We start from the raw sequence: 18688 nt of genomic DNA, 5'->3' as shown, positions 1-18688 counted from the left end.
GGGCCTCTGCATGCGTGAGGACCGTTTCTGAGCATCCTCGATCGTTATTTCCTGCGTGAGCTGGCTCAGACCGTAGCCGCCACCGCCATCGTGCTGCTGGCCATCATGGCCGGCACCTCGTTCGCGCATGTGCTGCAGCAGGTGGCCAATGGCAGCTTCCCGGCCAGCGTGATGTTCCAGGTGCTGGGCCTGAACATGCTCGACGGCCTGACCACCCTGCTGCCGCTGGCGGCCTTCCTGGGCGTGCTCAACGGCCTTGGCCGCATGTATCGCGAAAGCGAAATGCATGTACTGGCCTCCTCCGGCATGGGTGCCTCGGGGCTGTTGCGTCCGCTGTCCATCCTCTCGCTGGTGGTGGCCGTGCTGGTGGGCGCAGTGTCGCTGTGGCTGGGGCCATGGGCGGCACGCACCTCCGACCAGTTGGTGGCCGAGGCCAACCGCTCGGTGATCGCGGCGGGCCTGGACGCGGGCCGCTTCACCGAGCTGCCCGGCAAGGGCGGCATCATCTTCGTCGACGAGCTCAGCCGCGATGGCAGCACGCTGGGCAATACCTTCATTGCCACCGAGCGCGCCGGCCACGACAACGTGCCCCATCTCAAGATCGTGACCGGCAAGCATGGCCAGCTCTACCAGGAGACCGACGGCAATGGCCGCTTCCTGGCGCTCTGGGACGGCTGGCAGTACGACATCCCGCTCGGCGCCGACAACTGGCGCAAGATGAAATACGAGCGCAACGACGCCTCGCTGGACAGCATCCAGTCCGACGAGGACGACGAGGATCCCGCGCACTCGCTCACCACCATGCAGCTGCTGCGCACCGACAACCCGGACACGCGCGCCGAGTTCGCCTGGCGCACCATCGCGCCGGCCATGACCCTGGTGCTGCTGGCGCTGGCCTTGCCGATGTCGCGCCAGAGCCCGCGCGAACCGCGCTTCGGGCGCCTGTTCCTGGCGGTGCTCAGCTTCTACTTCTACTACCTGCTGCTGGCGCTATGCCGCGGCCAGATCATCAAGGGCCACTGGCACCATTCGGCGCCGATGTGGATGGTGAGCTTTATCGTGTTTGCCTACGCTGCCTGGATGTTCCGTAACCAGTACGTCGAGCGCAAACCGCGCAAGGCGGGTGCCTGATGGGCAGGTTCCGCATCCGGCGCGTTGACTGGCTGGTCGGCACGACCGTACTGGGCTCGATGCTGATGGTGTGGCTGGTGATCACCGGCCTCGACGCGGTATTCCAGTTCCTGCGCCAGCTCGGCAACGTGGGCAAGAACGGCTACACGGTGACCAACGCGGTGGTCTACGTGCTGGTGACTTTTCCGCGCCGCCTCTATGAAATGTTCGGCAATGCGGCGCTCATCGGCGGCCTGCTGGGCCTCGGCGGCCTGGCTTCCACCAACGAGATCACCGCGCTGCGCGCCTGCGGACTTTCCAAGCTGCGCATTGCCGTGTCCGCGGTGGGCGTGGTGGCCATCATGGTGGTGGGCGTGGTGATCCTGGGCGAAACCGCCGCGCCGTGGGGCGACCAGCAAGCGCAGGCCATGCAGTTGCGCCTGAAGTCGAACAACAGCATGGGGCTCGGCGGCAGCTCCGGCCTGTGGGCACGCGATGGCGACCGCATCATCAACGCCAAGGGCTGGACGGCCGAACACCGGGGCACGCACAGCACCGTGCAGTTGCACGATGTACGCGTGTTCACGCTCACCCCGGACGGCCAGGTCGACCGTTTCGACTGGGCCAAGACGGCCGAACACGATGGCCGGCAATGGGTGATGAGCCAGGTGCGCAGCACCACGCTGGACGACAAGGGCACGCATACGATCACCGCCCCGAGCCAGCGCTGGGATTCCAAGCTCAATCCGCAGGTGCTGGAGCAATCGGTGATCCAGCCGCAATACCTGCCCATGCGCGACCTGCGGCGCAACATCAACTATCTGGAGCAGAACGGCCAGAATCCGGGTGTATACGCCTCGGCGTTCTGGATGCGCGCGCTATACCCGCTCAACGTGCTGGTGCTGGTGCTGTGCGCCATGCCGTTCTCGTTCGGCACGCTGCGCTCCGGTGGCCTGGGCAAGCGCATGTTCATCGGCATGCTGCTGGCCATCGGCTGGTACTTCCTGCAGAAGGCGATGGTGAACTTCGGCACCGTCTACGGTGTGCCGCCGCTGATGGCCAACCTGTTGCCTGCAGTGATATTGGCGGTATTGGCGTGGCTGTACTTCCGTAAACACGGCTAGCGCCACTCGCTTCAATCCTCTCCCCCCAGGGGAGAGGAAGCCGGGACGGGCTGTGCATCCGCCACGAACTGTCCTTCCTCGGCCAGCCGCGCGAACAGCCCGCCTTTTCGGATCAGCTCGTCGAACGTTCCCAGCTCCACCATGCGCCCCTGGTCAAGCACCAGGATCTGGTCGGCATGGCGCACGGTGGACAATCGGTGTGCGATCACAAAGGTGGTGCGCCCCACCGTGAGCCGGTCCAGCGCACGCTGGATGCGCGCTTCGGTGGTGTTGTCGAGTGCGCTGGTGGCCTCGTCCAGGATGAGGATCGGTGCGTCCTTGAGCATGGCGCGAGCGATGGCCAGGCGCTGGCGTTCGCCGCCGGACAGCGAGCGGCCGCGCTCGGCCACCAGGGTCCCCAGGCCCTCGGGCTTGCGCGCAATGAATGCCGCCGCCTCGGCCGCCGCCACCGCCGCTTCGATATCCGCCTCGCCAGCCTCGGGGTTGCCCACGCGCAGGTTGTCCAGGATCGAGCGATAGAACATGCCGGCATCCTGGAACACCACGCCGATGTTCCGGCGCAACGACTCGAGCGTTACCTCGCGCACATCCTGGCCATCGATGGTGACGCGCCCGGCGCTGGGATCGTAGGCGCGATAAAGCAGGCTCAGCGCCGTGCTCTTGCCAGCACCCGTGGGGCCCACCAGGGCGATGGTGCTGCCCGGCGCAGCGCGGAAGCTCAGGTCATGCAGTGCCGGCTGCACCGGGTCGTAGCCGAAACTGACGTGGTCGAACACCACCTCGCCACGCACGCGTGGCAGCTCGATGGCGCCCGGGCGGTCGGCGATCTCCGGGCGGCGGTCGAGCACGGTGAAGAAATCGCGCAGCGACTGCGATTGGAAGAACAGGTTGGACAGGAAGGTGGCGAACTGCTCCAGCCGTCCGATCAACAGCATCGAAAAGCCCACGAAGCTGACGATGCTGCCTACGCTGATCTCGCCGCGCGCATGCAGGGTCGCGCCCATCGCGAAGATCGCCACGATGGTCAGCGTGCTGGCGGCGCGATTGAGCACGGACAAAATCGCCCAGCCGCGCAGCACCGGATATTGCGCGTTGAGCGTGCGCGTCATCATCTCCCGCAAGGCGCGCGACTCGGCGGCCAGGCGGGTAAAGCTCTGCACCACCGTGACATTGCCGAACACGTCGCCGGCGCGCGTGGCGATTTCGTGATGCAGCTCCTCCACCTCGCCCTGGGCCTTGTGCGTGCGTTGCACGGCCACCGCATTGAAGACGGAGAAGCACACCAGCAGCGCGATCATCAGCAGCGCCAGCTTCCAGTTGATCCACAACGCCACCGGCACCATCACCAGGATCGACAGCAGCGTCGCCAGATGCTCGCGGAAGAAACTCAGCCACAGGTTGAACAGATTGCTCACGCCCACGTTCATGATGCGCGACAACCGCCCGGTGTGATATTCGCCGTGGAACGAAAGCGGCATGGATGCCGCGTGCTCGAAAAACATGGCGATGGCCGCCAGCCGCCGCCGATGCGCCAGCCGATCGGCATGCAGCGACACCCAGACACTGGCCAGCACGCCGGCAAATCCAACGCCTGCCCACAGCGCGATCAGGCGCGGAGCATTCCCGCCATGGGTCGCTGCCAGCGCATCCACCACCTTGCCGAACAGCACCGGCTCCAGGAAGAACACTCCCGCCAGCGCGAGATTGGCCAGCGCCAGCGTGATCGCCAGTTTCCTTTCGGGCGCCAGCAGCCCGATGACACGCAGGTAGAGACGCAGAAACGACATGCGGTTGCCCCATCGACTTGCACCCGCGCAATGCGGACGCCGCTGGGCCCAAGGCTAGCCCAAGCGGACGGCCATCGTAAGCATGGCCATGCTTGCGACGGCGCCGGTGAGCGATCAAGCTGCGGGCCTGTTTTCCGAGTGAGCGACCGCCGTGGAACCGATCGACCTGCGCAGCGATACCGTGACCCGCCCCACCCCGGCCATGCGTGCCGCCATGGTGGATGCCGCGGTCGGCGATGACGTCTATGGCGAGGACCCCAGCGTCAACGCCCTGCAGCGGCGCCTGGCGGATGAGCTGGGCTTCGAAGCGGCGCTGTTCGTGCCCACCGGCACGCAGTCGAACCTGCTGGCGCTGATGGCGCATTGCGAGCGTGGCGACGAGTATCTGGTCGGGGCCGATGCGCATACCTACAAGTTCGAGGGTGGCGGTGCCGCGGTGCTCGGCTCGATCCAGCCGCAGCCGATTCCCCAGGATGCCGATGGCTCGCTGCCGCTGGACAAGCTTGCCGCGGCGATCAAGCCGGTCGACCCGCATTTCGCCCGCACCCGCGTGCTGGCGCTGGAAAACACCTGGCACGGCCGCGTGATGTCAATGGACTACATCCGGGCGGCGCGTGATTTCACCCACGAGCGTGGGCTCGGGTTTCACCTGGATGGCGCACGCCTGTTCAACGCCGCCGTGGCCAGCGGCGTGCCCGCGCGCGAAATCGCACGGCATTTCGATAGCGTCTCGGTGTGCCTGTCGAAGGGGCTGGGCGCACCGGTGGGCTCGGTGCTGGTCGGCTCGGCCATGCTGATCGACAAGGCCCGGCGCTGGCGCAAGGTCGCTGGCGGTGGCTGGCGCCAGGCCGGCATGCTGGCGGCGGCCGCTTCCTACGCGCTCGATCATCATGTGGCGCGCCTCGCCGACGATCATGCGCGTGCAGCCACGCTTGCAGCGGGGCTCAGCGACATTCCGGGCATCAAGTTGCTTGGCCAGTTCACCAACATGGTGTTTATCGACGTGCCGGCGGATCGTCTTCGTGAATTGGACGTCCATCTGCGCGAGGCCGGCGTACGCATCAGCATCGGCTATCTGCCGACCTTGCGGCTGGTGACGCATCTGGATGTGGATGACGAGGGCGTGGCGAGGACGGTGGCGGCGTTTCGGGCGTTCTTTGCGGGTGGTCGTCGCGCTTAAGTCGCGTGACCGCGATCAGGCTCGCCTGCGGCGGGCTTCCGCCCTCCTGCCGGAGGCCGGGTCACTTCTCTTTGCTTGCCCACGCATACGCAGGAGCGCATGCGAACGGCGAAGCCGGCCCGAAGGGCGAAGGGCAGCATGCCCGGGGTCAAGAGAAGTAACCAAGAGAAACGGCCCCCCGCTTGGTGTACAGGGGCCCCATAGATCAAGAGCACACGGCTCGAGCTCTGGCCGTTGATCTTCGGGTCCCCTATGGCGCGGCGGACGGGTGGAGGAAAAGCCCGTAGGGTGGCTCGCATGGAGGCGAGCCAGTTTGGCGTCAGGGCAGGAGGCCCTGTCGCCAAACCTCCGCAACCCGTCCGCGCACCCGAAGGGCGCGCCATCGGGGTGGCCTTTCTCTTGGTTACTTCTCTTTGGCCACGCAAAGAGAAGTAACCCGGGCCGCGGCAGCGGCTCGGAAGCCCGCCGCAGGCGAGCACGCTGGCGATAACGTCACCATCAAGAACACAGTCACTGGGTCCCTGCTTCCGCAGGGATGACGAGCGCAAGAGCCGAACACGCTTCGTGATGCTCCCGCATCACTCCCCTTCACTCACCCTCATATGCGCATGGATCACATCCATCAGCTGCTCACCCGTCAGCGGCTTGCGCAGAAAGCCATCCATGCCCGCGTCGCGCGCCCGCGCTTCCTCATCGCCACCCGAACGCGCCGTGATCGCCACGATCGGTATGCGATGACCGGGTTCCTCGCGCTGGCGGATCAGGCGTGCGATCTGGAAGCCATCGATGCCTGGAAGGTCGAGGTCGAGCAGGATCACGTCGCAAGACGCCTGTGCCAGTTCCGCCAGCGCGGCCAGGCCATTGCCCACATAGCGCACGTCGTGACCGACGCGTTCGAGCAGGCCGCGGATCACCGCCGCCACGATGGCGTCGTCTTCCACCAGCAGCACGTGCAATTGACGCGTGATCGGAACATCACCGTGCGTGGCAGTCGACGCGGGCGGCTCCTGCGCGACTTGTAGCGGCAACCGCACATGGAACGTGCTGCCGAATGCCACCTTCGATTCCAGTTCGATGCTGCCGCCCATCATCGCCACCAGTTCGCGGCAGATCGCCAGGCCCAGCCCGCTGCCGGCGCGCCGTTGCGGGCTGGTGGCCTGCTCGAAGCGCTGGAACAAGCGCGCCTGGCTGGCTTCCGGAATGCCGGGGCCGGTGTCGATGATGCTGAAGCGCAGGCCGTCCTGGGTGCGGCGCACGCGCAGGGTGACGCCGCCACGCTCGGTGAACTTCAAGGCGTTGTTGGCCAGGTTGAGCAGCACCTGCTTGATGCGTACCGCGTCGCCGATCATGCGATGCGGCAGGCCGTCGGCAACGTCCACCTCGAAGCGCAAACCCTTGGCCCGCGCCTGGCCCAGTTCCAGCTGGGCCACGTCATTGGCCAGCACGGCGGGATCGAACGGGGCGTTTTCCAGTTCGAGCTTGCCGGCCTCGATGCGCGCCAGGTCCAGTGCGTCATTGAGCAACTTGAGCAGCATGCCGCCGGATCGCTGCATGGCTTCGGCGTACTCGCGCTGGAGGCTGCTGAGCGGCGTGCTGAGCAGCAGCTCGGCCATGCCCATCACGCCGGTCATCGGCGTACGGATTTCATGGCTCAAGGTAGCGAGGAACTGGGTTTTCGCGGCACTGGCCTGCTCGGCGAGCCGGCTGCGCTGCTCGGCCAGCTGGATCTGGTGCCGCTGCGCCAGGCGACGGCGCCATACCTGCAGCGCCAGCCAGGCCAGCCATGCGGCCAGCAGCACATAGCCGCACCACGCCCACCAGCGCTCCCACGGCGGCGCCTGCACGTGGATATGCAGGGGCTGGGCCAGATGTGCCCACACGCCATCGGCGCCTGCACCTGCTACGTCCAAGGTGTAATCGCCGGCGCCCAATCCCGCGAAATCGCGTTCGCCGCGGCTACCCGTGTCCACCCAGGCGGCGTCCAAACCATGCAGGCGGAAGCGGTAGCGATTGGCGGCAGGGTCGACATAGGAGAACACGCGCGCCTCGATATTCAGCCCGCGGTCTTTCCAGCCGAGCAACAACTCGCCCGAGGCCGGCACCGGCACGTCCTGCACGATGCCGTTGCGGCGCACGCTGATATGCGTGATGGCCACGGCTGGCGATGAAACGTTCTCGTCGATGCGGTTGGGGTTGAAGCCCATCACGCCGCCCAGCGTGGGCGCGTAGATGGTGCCGTCGATGGCGCGTCCAAAGCCACGCATGAATTCACCGTTGCTCAGGCCGTCCTGCAGGCCAAGCTCACGGAATCGCCCCGAACTGGGATCGAACCGCCACAGGCCATCGCGGCCAAAAATCCACACGCGCTGATGCTTGTCCACCGCCAGGTCGATCACGTTGACCGACGGCCAGCCGCGGCTCGCATCGATCTTGTCGTCGAGCGCCAGTCCATCCTCGGTGTAGTGGTAGTGCTCCAGGCCATCGGGCCGCGCCATCCACATGCCGTCGTCGGTGAAGTCGAAGGCGTCCACCGAGGCGTCGTTCTTCACGCCCGGCACCGGCTCGAAATATTGGAACGTGTGATCGAGGCGCATCATGCCGCCGTCGCTGGCGTACCAGAAGCGGCCATCTTTCAGCGTGATCTGGCTGCCCCAGCGGGCCTTTTCCTCGGCCGGCCGGAACGGCACCGGCGTGACGGCGAGCGTGTCCTGATCGACGCGGAACAGGCCTTCGCCGAAGGTGCGCGCGTAGAGCTTGCCATCCGGGCCCAGCTCCACTTCCAGCGGATGCTTCATGCCCTGGCTGTTGGCCGGCACCTGGTCGAGCTTGCCGTTGTCGTAGCGGAACAACGCGCCCTGCACGGTGATCCACAAGCGCGCCTGTGCATCTTCGGTCATGCCCAGCACGTCGCCGCGCAGGCCCGACAACACGTGCGCGACCGCGCCGGTGGCCGGCCATAGCCGGTCCACGCGACCGCCGCGTTCGCCCACCCACACGGTGCCGGCACTGCCACGCGCCACCGAATAGGCGACCGAATCGCGCAGGCTGTCGTCATCGTCGGGAATGTGGGTGAAGCGGCTGACGCTGTTCCAGCCCGGCGCGAGGTAGGCCACGCCGCCATCGAACAGGGCGATCCACAGGCCGCCTTCGTTGTCGGCCTGGATCTGCCACACCCACGTGCCCGGCAGGTTGCCGTACAACACCGGCTGATTGATCACGGCCTGGATGGGCCTGCCTTCGCCGTTCTGCAGGAACAGGCCCCGCTGCGTGCCCACCCACAGGCGCCCGGCGCGGTCGCGTGCGCTGCTGAGCACATTGGTATCGGGCAGTTCATTGCGCCCGACCTGCCGCGCGATATCGTCGCCGCGCACCACGAACAGGCCATGCGACGAGGCGATGCGCACTTCGTCGGCGTTGCCTTCGATACGCCAGGCATCCACCGCCTGCCCCGGGGTTTCCGGCTTGATCGCGTGGAATTCGCCAGCCTCGTCGCGACGGAACACGCCGTTGTCGCTGCCAACCCACAGCTGCCCATGCGTGTCGACGTAAAGCGCGCCCACCGTGCCCAGCGCCGCGGGATCATCCCCGCTCACCGCCACATGGTCGAAACCGCGACCATCCATGCGCATGCGATCCAGGCCCACCGCGGTACCGACCCAGATCGAGCCGTCGGCGGTCTGCGCGATGGTCCATGCCTTGTCGCTGCTAAGGCTCGCCGGATCGTTGTTGTCGTGCCCCCAGTGACGGAACGAGGCGGTATGTTCGTCGTAACGGTTGAGCCCCGCCTCCAGGCCGGCGGCCCACAGGTGCCCGCCGCGATCGAACAGCAGGGCCGAGATGCCGTTGTTGTACAGCGATTGCGCATCGCCCACGACATGACGGAACACCTTGAAGCCGACGCCGTCATAGCGTGCGATGCCACTCTTGGTGCCGAACCACATGGTGCCGTCGGGCGACTGCACCACGGTATACACGCTGCTGCTGGGCAGCCCCTCGGCGGTGCCATAGCGGCGAAACTGCGGCGTGGGCAGCGCCGTGGCAGCCGGCGGCACGACGGACGTGATATCCATCGTGGGCGTCGGCGTGGTTCCAAACAGGAAGGCACTGAGCAACAAGGACGGCAGCATGAACTCCCCCAGGCGTACGATCATGCCAGAGCAACGATGTCAGAACGAGCATGGGCACCGGCCGCGCAACGCCGCCACGGGGCGGCGACATCAACAGGTTGTGAAGGCGCCGACGCGGAAACAATCCGTTCCCGATGGGCGGCTGGCGCCGGTATCACGGATCATCCAGACTTCCGCCATGCCCACGTCACGCCTCACAAGCCGGCTTCTTCTTGCGCTCGTGGGCGCGTGGCTGCCGCTGGCCGCGATACCTGCCGCGCCGGCCACGTATCGCTATGACACCACGCATAGCCAGATCCTCTTCAGCATCGACCACGACGGTTTCTCGCGCCCGTTCGGGCGCCTGCATATCGCCCAGGGCTGGCTGCGCTTCGATGTTGACGACTGGAGCCAGTCCGCCACCGAGCTGGATATCGACCTGGCAAGCCTGGACATGGGCGATGCGGCATGGAATGCGGCGGTGCTCAAGCCGGCTTTCCTCGATGCCAACGGCGCGCGTTATGCCCATTTCAGCAGCACCTCGGTGGAGCGCAAGGACGCCAGCCATGGGGTGTTGCACGGCAACCTCACCCTGCGCGGAGTGACCCGGCCGGTGGAGCTGCCCTTCACCTTCAACCGCCTGGGCACCACCATCTACGGCATGCATACCACGGCGGGCTTTTCAGCCACGGCCATGCTCAACCGCGATGATTTCGGCATCACCGCCAACGCCCATTCGATCGGCCATGGCGTCAGCGTCTGGCTGGAGCTGGAAGCCGTCCAAGACGACCACCTCAACACCCACCAAGGATCTCCATGAGCCTGCGCAGCAACGACCGCCAATGGGGCTCGGTCGCCAAGTTCTTCCACTGGACCACCGCGTTGCTGATCATCGGCAACGGCATCTTCGGACTGGCGATGGATCTGGCCAGTTCGCCCATGCAGAAAATCAACTGGCTGGCCCTGCACAAGTCCATCGGACTGACCGTGCTGGCGCTGTTGTTGTTGCGCCTGCTATGGCGCGTGGGCGACCGTCGCCCGAAAGACGAACCCGCGCCGCGCTGGCAGACCATCGTCGCGCATGCGGTGCATGGCGTGCTGTACCTGCTGATCGCCGCGCTGCCGCTCAGCGGCTGGTGGTTCAACTCGATCGCCGGCAAGCCGCTGCAGTTCTTCAAGCTGTTCAACCTGCCCGCGCTGACCACGGCCCATCCCGAGCTTCGACATTTCGCCCACGGCGTGCACGAGAAACTGTTCTGGATACTGGTGGTGATCCTGGTGCTGCATGTCGCCGGCGCGTGGAAGCATCACCTGCTCGACCGCGACAACACGCTGCTGCGCATGCTCCCCTTCCGTCGCCTGCGCAACGGCTCCGCCTCCCAAGGAGAACGCTGATGAAACACCTCAAGCTCGTCGCCCCACTGCTGCTCGCCCTTGCCCTGCCGGGGCTGGCCAGCGCCGCCGATTACACGGTGCAACCTGCCGCCAGCAAGCTCGGCTTCACCAGCAGCTTCCAGGGCCAGTCGTTCGACGGCAGCTTCGGCAAGTGGACGGCCGCGATCAGCTATGACGCGGCCAAGCTGGCCACCTCCAAGTTCGACGTGACGGTAGACCTGGCCAGCGCCAAGACCGGCGACAACGACCGCGACGGCGCGCTGCCGGGCGCCGACTTCTTCAACGTGGCGAAATTCCCCCAGGCGCACTTCGTCACCACCGGCTTTCACCAGAACGGCGCCCAGGTGGTGGCCGACGGCAACCTCACCCTGCGCGGCGTGACCAAGCCGGTAAGCCTCAATGTCACCTTCAAGCCGCAGGGCACGGGCGCCACCCTGGATGTGAGCGGCTCGGTGAAGCGCCTGGACTTCGGCGTGGGTGGTGGCGAGTACGCCGATACGTCGGTGATCGGCGCCGATGTGAAGATCAACGCCCATCTCGTGCTCACCGCAAAGTAAGCGCGCGCCACCGGCAGGGGCGCACCCCAGGCGCTCCTACCGCGTTTCCAGCAGAAACCGCCGTACCGCCGCCGCGTCGAACGGCCAGTCCAGCTCACGCCCATCGCGGCTATCGCACAGCACCGGTACGCGGGTGCCATAGCGCAGCTCCAGCCCCTCGTCGTCATCGACCCATACGCTGTCGAAATCCGGCGCGCGGGCTTGCGCCATCACGGCCAGCGCCTGGTCGCACAGGTGGCAATAGTCACGTTGGTAGAGCACGAATCGCGGGCGCATGGGCGGCGACCATACGCGATCAGACCCCGCTTTCGCGAGGGTTCCCGGCGTTCCCGCCGAGCGGCGCAAAGGCCCGCGGCACCGTGTCCCGGCATCATCATTGGCAAAACTAAATGATAATTACTATCATTTGTGTTCATGCCATGACAGCGGACGCTCCATGGCCTGCCCTGACCCATATCGATTGCCCCAAGGCCCCACTATGTCCCCGCCCTGCTCGTCTCCGCGGCTGCACCGTCCCCTGTATCGCAGCCTGGCCATCGCACTCTGCCTCGCCTGCGCCTCGCCGGTGCTGTTCGCCCAGCAGGGCACGCCTGCCGCTACCCGGCCGATGCACCGCTACGACATTCCCGCCGGCTCGCTGGCCCAGGCCCTGGTCGCGTTCGAACGCCAGGGCGGCCCGCGTCCGGACAGCCATGGCCTGGTGCTGGAAGGCAAGCACACCGCCGGCCTCCACGGTGACTACACCGCTGGCGACGCACTCGACGCGCTGCTCGCCGGCAGCGGCATCGCGGCCCAGGACGTGGGCGGTGGTCGCTACCAGTTGGTCGCGGCCGCCACCGCGGCGAACGTGAAGAACCTCGAGGGCGTGCAGGCCACCGCCAATGTGGTGGGCGACGGCAATACCTACACCACGCGCGAGACCGCCGGCGCCACCCGCCTGCCGCTGTCGCTGCGCGAGACGCCGCAATCGGTGAGCGTGGTCACGCGCCAGCAGATGGACGACTTCGGCCTCAACAACGTCAACGCCGTGCTGGACACCACCACCGGCGTGAACGTCGAGCGCGTGGAAACCGATCGCACCTACTACAGCGCGCGCGGCTTCGATGTCACCAATTTCCTGGTCGACGGACTGGGCCTGCCATTTACCAACGGCGAGCAGGAGGGTGACCTCGACACCGCCGTGTACCAGCGCGTCGAGGTGCTGCGCGGGGCCAACGGCCTGCTGTCCTTCACCGGCAACCCGTCGGCCACCATCAACTTCGTGCGCAAGCTGCCCACCGCCGACTACGAAGGCAGCGTGGGCGTCACCGTAGGCAGCTGGGACCAGCGCCGCGTGGACGTGGATCTGTCCGGGCCGCTCAACGATTCGCACAGCGTGCGCGGCCGCCTGATCGTCGCCGACCAGGATGGCGACAGCTATCTGGACCGCTACAACCTGCGCAAGCAAGTGCTGTCGGGCATCGTCGAGGCCGACCTCAGCAGCAGCACCCTGCTCACCGCCGGCGTGACCTACCAGAAGGACAAGGCGCACGGCGGCATGTGGGGCGCGCTGCCGCTGTACAACACCGATGGCTCGGCCACCGATTACCCGCGTTCCACCAGCACCTCGGCCGACTGGTCGTACTGGAACATCGCCGATACGCGTGCCTTCACCGAATTGACCCAGCAACTGGGCGGCGACTGGAGCCTGAAGGCGGCGATCAACTATCGACGTATCGCCGAGGACGGCAACCTGTTCTACATCTACGGCACGCCCGACGCGGCGACCGGCCTGGGCCTGTATGCCTATCCCTCGCGCTACACCAGCGCCGAGAAACAGTACGTGGGCGATCTGTACGCCAGCGGTCCGTTCGACCTTGGCGGCCGCCAGCACCAGCTGGTGCTGGGCGCCAACTGGGCCGAAAGCTCGGTCAACCAGTGGTCCGGCTATGGCGAAGGCATCGGCACGCCGCTGCCCAGCCTCACCGACTGGACCGGCGACTATCCGCAGCCGCCGTTCGATGCGTACTACGGCACCGCCCAATGGCATATCCACCGCAGCAGCCTGTACGCCACCGCGCGCTGGAGCCTGGCCGACCCGCTCACCCTGATCACCGGCGCCAGCCTGGTGCGCATCCATTCGGACGGCGAGAACTACGGCACCCCCAACAACTACGAGAAAACCCGCTCGGTGCCGTTCGTGGGCGCGGTGTACGACCTGTCGCCCCACTATTCGCTGTATGCCAGCTACGCGCAGTTGTTCAACCCGCAGACGCAGGCCGACATCAACAACAAGGTGCTCGATCCGGTCACCGGCTCGAACCTGGAAGCGGGCATCAAGGGCGAATGGTTCGGCGGCCGCCTCAATGCGTCGTTCGCCTTGTTCCGCGCCAAGCAGGACAACCTGGCCGAGTACGCCGGCCACAGCCTGGTGACCAACCAGGACTACTACAGCGGCATCGACGCCACCTCCAAAGGCTACGAGTTCGACGTCAGCGGCCAGCTCACCGACAACTGGCAGGTGAGCGGCGGTTACACGCAGTTGGGCATCGTCGATCCGCAAGGCGACAACGTGCGCACCTATGTGCCGCGCCGCATGTTCCGCCTCGCCACCAGCTACCGCATCAGCGCGCTGCCGGGCGTCAAGGTCGGCGGCACGTTGCGCTGGCAGGACCGCATCTACCGCGACCAGGATGCGGTGGCCACCGATGGCAGCGAGATCTTCACCCACCAGGGCGCCTATGCCGTGCTCGGCCTGATGGCCGGCTACGACTTCGGCCAGCACTGGAGCACCACCTTCAACATCGACAACGTGACCAACCGCAAGTACATCGCCAGCCTGTACTGGGCGCAGGGCTACTACGCCGCATCGCGCAGCTACATGCTCAACGTGAAGTACCAGTTCTGATCGCCGCATGCGTCGCCATACGCGCACGCACTGAACAGCAACGCTGCGGCGCGGCAAACGTCGCGCCGCGGCCCGCGTAGAATGGGCGGTTCTCCCCGCCCACTCTGCGTATCTCCATGGCTGTCAGCGTATTCGACCTGTTCAAGATCGGCATTGGTCCCTCCTCCTCGCACACGGTTGGCCCCATGCGCGCCGCCGCCCGCTTCGCCGAGCGCTGGCTGGAGGAAAAGGGCGTGCTCGACCGGGTGGTGCGCGTGCGCGCGGAGCTGTACGGCTCGCTCGCCATGACCGGCCGTGGCCACGGCACCGACAAGGCGGTGCTGCTCGGCTTCGAGGGCGCGCATCCGGATACGGTCGACCCCGACCACATTCCCGAGACACTGGCGCGCATCCGCGGCACGCATCGCTTGCGCGTGCTCGGCAAGCACGAGATCGAGTTCGACGAGAAGCGCGACCTGGTGTTCAACAAGCGCCAGAAGCTGCCGTTCCACACCAACGGCATGCGCTTCTCCGCCTACGATGCCGATGGCCACGAGCTGGCCACGCGCGACTACTACTCGGTCGGCGGTGGCTTCGTGGTCAACCACGACGAGGCCGCCGAAGACCGCATCGTCGCCGACACTACCGAGCAGCCCTATCCCTTCTCCACTGGCGACCAGCTGCTGGCGCTGTGCGAAAAGCACGGACTCTCCATCGCGCAATTGATGATGGAGAACGAGAAAGTGTGGCGCAGCGAGGCGGATACGCGCGCCGGCCTGCTGACCATCTGGAAGGCCATGCAGAACTGCGTGGACCGCGGCCTGCGCTCGCCCGGCGTGCTGCCCGGCGGCCTCAAGGTGACGCGGCGCGCCCCGGCCATGGCCGAGGAGCTGCGCAGCCAGCCCGAAGCCGCGCTGAAGGACCCGCTGACCATCCTCGACTGGGTGAACCTCTACGCGCTCGCGGTGAACGAAGAAAACGCCGCCGGCGGTCGCGTGGTCACCGCGCCGACCAACGGCGCGGCCGGCATCGTGCCGGCGGTGCTGCACTACTACCACCGCTTCTGCCCGAAGTCGGACGAGCACGGCATCATCGACTTCCTGCTCACCGCCGGCGCCATCGGCATCCTCTACAAGGAGAACGCCTCGATCTCCGGTGCCGAGGTGGGTTGCCAGGGCGAAGTGGGCGTGGCCTGCTCGATGGCGGCCGGTGGCCTCACCGCCGCGCTGGGCGGCAACGTGCTGCAGGTGGAGAACGCCGCCGAGATCGGCATGGAGCACAACCTGGGCCTGACCTGCGACCCGATCGGCGGCCTGGTGCAGATTCCCTGCATCGAGCGCAACGCCATGGGCTCGGTCAAGGCCATCAACGCCAGCCGCATGGCGCTCAAGAGCGACGGCAAGCACCGCGTGTCGCTGGACAAGGTGATCGCCACCATGCGCGACACCGGCCGCGACATGAAGGACAAGTACAAGGAAACCTCGCGCGGCGGCCTCGCCGTCAATGTGATCGAGTGCTGAGGCGAGCTCGTCAGCCGGTGCTGCCCGTCGCCTTCGCGGCGGCGGCATCGGCGTCCACCTTGGCGCGCAGCTCCTTCAGGCGCTCGGGCGACAGCTGGGTGGCCGCCCGCGACATGTAGTCGACGGCGCTTTTCAGTTCGTGCTGGTTGTCCATCCGCTGGGCGGTGGCCAGTTCGTACCATCCGCGCGCCGGGTCGGCGGCGACCCCGGCGCCGGTGGCATAGGCCACGCCCATCGCGAAGTGCCCCATCATGTCGTTGCCGGCCAGTGCCTTGCGCGCCAGCTCCACGCCGCGCTGCACGTCCTGGGGAACGTTCTGTTTGCCGGTGATGTAGAAGTAGCCCAGCGTGCCGGCAGCCCTTGCGCTGCCCTGATCGGCGGCGCTCTGCAGCCAGCGGATGCCGGCGGCCGTGTCGGTACGCCCCAGCATGCCGGTGATGTAGATCTGGCCCAGCGCGACCTGGGCCTCCGGATCACCCTTCTGCGCGGCAAGCAGCAGCCAATGCTCGCCTGCCGCCTGATCCTTCGGCAGGCCCATTTCGCCGGTGATGTTGGCCATCGCCAGCAAGGTCATGCCCTTGGTCGAGCCCTTGTCGGCCGACTTCTGTGCCCACTGGCTCGCTTCCGGCAGATTGCCGGTGGTGAACAACGTGATCGCCAAGATCGACATGTGATCCGGGTCGCCGTCGATCGACACGCTCTTGCGCATCCACTCGACCGCTGCGGACATATCGCGCGGGACGCCCATGCCCCCCATATAGGCGGAGCTGAGCATCCACGCCGCCTCCGCACTGCCCTGCTCGGCCGCCTTGCGATACCAGTCCACGGCCGCCGGCTTGTCCGCCGCCACGCCATCGGCCTGCAGCGCATGCCCGAGGGCGACCTGGGCCTTGGCGTCGCCAGCGGCGGCCTGTTGGCGCAGCGCGTCGGGGATGGGATTGCCGCTTCCTGCAAGGGCCTGCATGCCCATGCCCGCCAGCAGGACCATCGCCAGCATCACATGGCTACGAAGCATAAGGCGCTCTCCCCATGTCCCTAGGTCGATCTTCGATGCTAGCGCCCGGGCCTCGCTTCGCCAATGGCGACTTCCTGCGGCGCGGCGGCCACCTCCGGCATTTTCCTGCGGGCGATAGGGCACCCGCCCGTGCCTGCGCCGCACCAACAGGCGGGCTAATTTGCAGCCGATTCAACTACCTGCCCGCTACATCCCGGCACGCACCGTGACTCCCGGCGGGCTGACAGCGGCGTGACGGGTCTGTCATCATCCGCCCCTTGTGTCGCCCGGGTGGCGGCCCGTCGATCCACTGACCTGGGGACCCGCATGTCTCAATCTCCCATCCGACGCGATGTCGGCCCGTTCGCCCTCATGCTCACCGGCCTGGGCTCGATCATCGGCTCCGGCTGGCTGTTTGGCGCATGGCGCGCGGCTGGCCTGGCCGGTCCGGGCGCCGTGTGGGCGTGGGTGCTGGGCGCCGCCATCATCATGACCATCGCGCTGACCTATGCCGAGCTGGGCGCCATGTTCCCCGAGTCGGGCGGCATGGTGCGCTATAGCCACTATTCGCACGGTTCGCTGGTGGGTTTTATCGGCGCATGGGCCAACTGGATCGCCATCGTCTCGGTGATTCCGGTGGAAGCGGAGGCATCGGTGCAGTACATGGCCTCGTGGCCGTGGCAGTGGGCGCACGATCTGTACATCCACATGCCCGATGGCCATGGCGAGCTGGCACCGGCTGGCCTGTCCATCGCCGCGGTGCTGGTGATCATCTACTTCCTGGTGAACTTCTGGAGCGTGAAGCTGTTCGCGCGCTCCAATACCGCCATCACCGTGTTCAAGCTGGTGGTGCCGGCCGCGACCGGCCTGGCGCTGATCGCCAGCGGCTTCCACGGCGAGAACTTCTCGGTGGGCGTGCATGGCGATACGCACGCGATCGATTTCGCCGCGGTGCTTACGGCGGTAGCCACCGCCGGCATCGTGTTCAGCTTCAACGGATTCCAGAGCCCGGTGAACCTGGCCGGCGAGGCGCACAACCCGGGCAAGAGCATTCCGTTCGCGGTGATCGGCTCGATCCTGTTGGCCACGGTGGTGTACATCATCCTGCAGCTGGCCTACATCGGCGCGGTGCCGCCGGAGATGCTGGCCAAGGCCGGCTGGCATGGCATCGACTTCCGCTCGCCGTTCGCCGAGCTGGCGATCATCGTCAACCTGCACTGGCTGGCGATGCTGCTGTACGTGGATGCGTTCATCAGCCCCAGCGGCACCGGCATGACCTATACCGCCACCACCGCGCGCATGATCTACGGCATGGAGCGCAATGGCACGCTGCCGAAGATCCTCGGCCGCATCCACCCGAAGTGGGGCGTGCCGCGTCCGGCGATGTGGTTCAACCTGGCGGTGTCGTTCCTGTTCCTGTTCTTCTTCCGCGGCTGGGGCACGCTGGCGGCGGTGATCTCGGTGGCCACGATCATCTCCTACCTCACCGGCCCGGTGAGCGCGATGACGCTGCGCCGCACGGCGCCCAACCTGCATCGCCCGCTGCGCATCAGCGGCCTGCCTATCCTGGCGGGCGTCGCCTTCATCATGGCGACCGAGCTGCTGTACTGGGCCCGCTGGCCGCTTACCGGCGAGATCATCCTGCTGATGGTGGTGGCCCTGCCGGTGTACCTGTATTACCAGGCCAAGGCAGGCTGGAAGGATTTTGGCCGCCAACTCAAGGGCGCCTGGTGGCTGGTCTGCTACCTGCCCGCGCTCGCGCTGGTGTCCTGGCTCGGCAGCGACATGTTCGGCGGCAAGGGCTACCTGCCCTACGGCGTGGACCTGGCCGTGGTCGCCGTGATCGGCCTGGTGTTCTACCTGTGGGGCGTGAAGTCCGGCTGGCGCACGCCGTCGGTGGAACAGGCGGAGCGCGAAGCGCTGGCCAATCCCACGGCTCATCACTGAGTCTTTGGAACCCAGGCATAAAGAAAACGCGCGGTGATGAGCCGCGCGTTTTCTTTTGGAGCTGCCGCGTCGATCGGCACCGATCGCGTGCAGGGGCGGTGC

At 66.6% G+C, this 18688-nt stretch carries 13 protein-coding genes; 9 read left to right on the top strand and 4 right to left on the bottom strand.

The window, feature by feature from the left end; genetic code table 11:
• The first annotated feature begins 33 nt into the window (after positions 1 to 33).
• A complete protein-coding gene (lptF, locus tag MJ606_RS13670; protein WP_343214823.1) occupies positions 34 to 1131 on the top strand; it encodes an LPS export ABC transporter permease LptF in 1098 nt (365 codons plus the stop codon).
• Positions 1131 to 2234, top strand: coding sequence for an LPS export ABC transporter permease LptG (gene lptG / locus MJ606_RS13665; RefSeq protein WP_243050081.1), 1104 nt, complete (start codon positions 1131 to 1133; stop codon positions 2232 to 2234). Before lptF ends, lptG begins: the two co-directional genes overlap by 1 nt.
• Before the next feature lie 11 nt (positions 2235 to 2245).
• Here the strand turns inward: lptG and MJ606_RS13660 are convergent, their stop codons facing one another.
• Positions 2246 to 4021 carry a glucan ABC transporter ATP-binding protein/ permease gene (locus tag MJ606_RS13660; RefSeq protein WP_243050080.1) on the bottom strand — a complete coding sequence of 592 codons (1776 nt, stop codon included), beginning with the start codon at positions 4019 to 4021 and terminating at the stop codon, positions 2246 to 2248.
• Between the two features lie 151 nt (positions 4022 to 4172).
• Between MJ606_RS13660 and ltaE the strand changes: the two genes are divergently transcribed.
• Positions 4173 to 5201 (top strand): low-specificity L-threonine aldolase, encoded by a 1029-nt coding sequence (ltaE, locus tag MJ606_RS13655; RefSeq protein WP_243050079.1) that lies wholly within the window; start codon positions 4173 to 4175, stop codon positions 5199 to 5201.
• 578 nt (positions 5202 to 5779) lie between these two features.
• Here the strand turns inward: ltaE and MJ606_RS13650 are convergent.
• Entirely contained in the window at positions 5780 to 9352 is a 3573-nt protein-coding gene (locus MJ606_RS13650) for a hybrid sensor histidine kinase/response regulator (RefSeq protein ID WP_243050078.1), read from the bottom strand.
• Positions 9353 to 9506: 154 nt separating this feature from the next.
• On the opposite strand from MJ606_RS13650, the gene MJ606_RS13645 reads away from it, so the two are divergent.
• The 3 genes from MJ606_RS13645 to MJ606_RS13635 are packed head-to-tail and all read left to right on the top strand — an operon-like array spanning position 9507 to position 11259.
• On the top strand, positions 9507 to 10127 hold the full coding sequence (locus tag MJ606_RS13645) for a YceI family protein (RefSeq protein ID WP_243050077.1): 621 nt from the start codon (positions 9507 to 9509) through the stop codon (positions 10125 to 10127).
• Complete coding sequence (locus tag MJ606_RS13640) at positions 10124 to 10702, top strand: cytochrome b (RefSeq protein WP_243050076.1); 579 nt, start codon at positions 10124 to 10126, stop codon at positions 10700 to 10702. The genes MJ606_RS13645 and MJ606_RS13640 overlap by 4 nt, the downstream gene beginning before the upstream one ends.
• The gene (locus MJ606_RS13635) at positions 10702 to 11259 is read left to right on the top strand and encodes a YceI family protein (RefSeq protein ID WP_243050075.1); all 558 of its coding nucleotides are present in this window, start codon (positions 10702 to 10704) and stop codon (positions 11257 to 11259) included. Before MJ606_RS13640 ends, MJ606_RS13635 begins: the two co-directional genes overlap by 1 nt.
• A 36-nt stretch (positions 11260 to 11295) precedes the next feature.
• Here the strand turns inward: MJ606_RS13635 and MJ606_RS13630 are convergent, their stop codons facing one another.
• Positions 11296 to 11535 (bottom strand): glutaredoxin family protein, encoded by a 240-nt coding sequence (locus MJ606_RS13630; RefSeq protein ID WP_243050074.1) that lies wholly within the window; start codon positions 11533 to 11535, stop codon positions 11296 to 11298.
• 202 nt (positions 11536 to 11737) lie between these two features.
• On the opposite strand from MJ606_RS13630, the gene MJ606_RS13625 reads away from it, so the two are divergent.
• Together MJ606_RS13625 and MJ606_RS13620 are read left to right on the top strand one after the other, a co-directional pair.
• Positions 11738 to 14146, top strand: coding sequence for a TonB-dependent siderophore receptor (locus tag MJ606_RS13625; protein WP_243050073.1), 2409 nt, complete (start codon positions 11738 to 11740; stop codon positions 14144 to 14146).
• 116 nt (positions 14147 to 14262) lie between these two features.
• Positions 14263 to 15645 (top strand): L-serine ammonia-lyase, encoded by a 1383-nt coding sequence (locus tag MJ606_RS13620; protein ID WP_243050072.1) that lies wholly within the window; start codon positions 14263 to 14265, stop codon positions 15643 to 15645.
• A gap of 10 nt (positions 15646 to 15655) precedes the next feature.
• Here MJ606_RS13620 and MJ606_RS13615 read toward each other — a convergent pair whose 3' ends face one another.
• The gene (locus MJ606_RS13615) at positions 15656 to 16660 is read right to left on the bottom strand and encodes a tetratricopeptide repeat protein (protein WP_243050071.1); all 1005 of its coding nucleotides are present in this window, start codon (positions 16658 to 16660) and stop codon (positions 15656 to 15658) included.
• A gap of 306 nt (positions 16661 to 16966) precedes the next feature.
• Here MJ606_RS13615 and MJ606_RS13610 point away from each other — a divergent pair, with 306 nt between their 5' ends.
• Entirely contained in the window at positions 16967 to 18586 is a 1620-nt protein-coding gene (locus MJ606_RS13610; RefSeq protein ID WP_243050070.1) for an APC family permease, read from the top strand.
• Positions 18587 to 18688: the final 102 nt, after the last annotated feature.

The sequence above is a fragment of the Dyella sp. RRB7 genome (assembly GCF_022761115.1).
Classification (GTDB): domain Bacteria; phylum Pseudomonadota; class Gammaproteobacteria; order Xanthomonadales; family Rhodanobacteraceae; genus Dyella.
Note: the sequence above shows the minus strand (reverse complement) of the source record. Positions and strands in the feature narration are given on the sequence as shown.

Coding starts and splice junctions, on each gene's coding strand:
- lptG (WP_243050081.1), top strand. CDS start 1,131: ATGGGCAGGTTCCGCATCCGGCGCGTTGACTGGCTGGTCGGCACGACC.
- MJ606_RS13660 (WP_243050080.1), bottom strand. CDS start 4,021: ATGTCGTTTCTGCGTCTCTACCTGCGTGTCATCGGGCTGCTGGCGCCC.
- MJ606_RS13650 (WP_243050078.1), bottom strand. CDS start 9,352: ATGATCGTACGCCTGGGGGAGTTCATGCTGCCGTCCTTGTTGCTCAGT.
- MJ606_RS13645 (WP_243050077.1), top strand. CDS start 9,507: ATGCCCACGTCACGCCTCACAAGCCGGCTTCTTCTTGCGCTCGTGGGC.
- MJ606_RS13640 (WP_243050076.1), top strand. CDS start 10,124: ATGAGCCTGCGCAGCAACGACCGCCAATGGGGCTCGGTCGCCAAGTTC.
- MJ606_RS13635 (WP_243050075.1), top strand. CDS start 10,702: ATGAAACACCTCAAGCTCGTCGCCCCACTGCTGCTCGCCCTTGCCCTG.
- MJ606_RS13630 (WP_243050074.1), bottom strand. CDS start 11,535: ATGCGCCCGCGATTCGTGCTCTACCAACGTGACTATTGCCACCTGTGC.
- MJ606_RS13625 (WP_243050073.1), top strand. CDS start 11,738: ATGTCCCCGCCCTGCTCGTCTCCGCGGCTGCACCGTCCCCTGTATCGC.
- MJ606_RS13620 (WP_243050072.1), top strand. CDS start 14,263: ATGGCTGTCAGCGTATTCGACCTGTTCAAGATCGGCATTGGTCCCTCC.
- MJ606_RS13615 (WP_243050071.1), bottom strand. CDS start 16,660: ATGCTTCGTAGCCATGTGATGCTGGCGATGGTCCTGCTGGCGGGCATG.
- MJ606_RS13610 (WP_243050070.1), top strand. CDS start 16,967: ATGTCTCAATCTCCCATCCGACGCGATGTCGGCCCGTTCGCCCTCATG.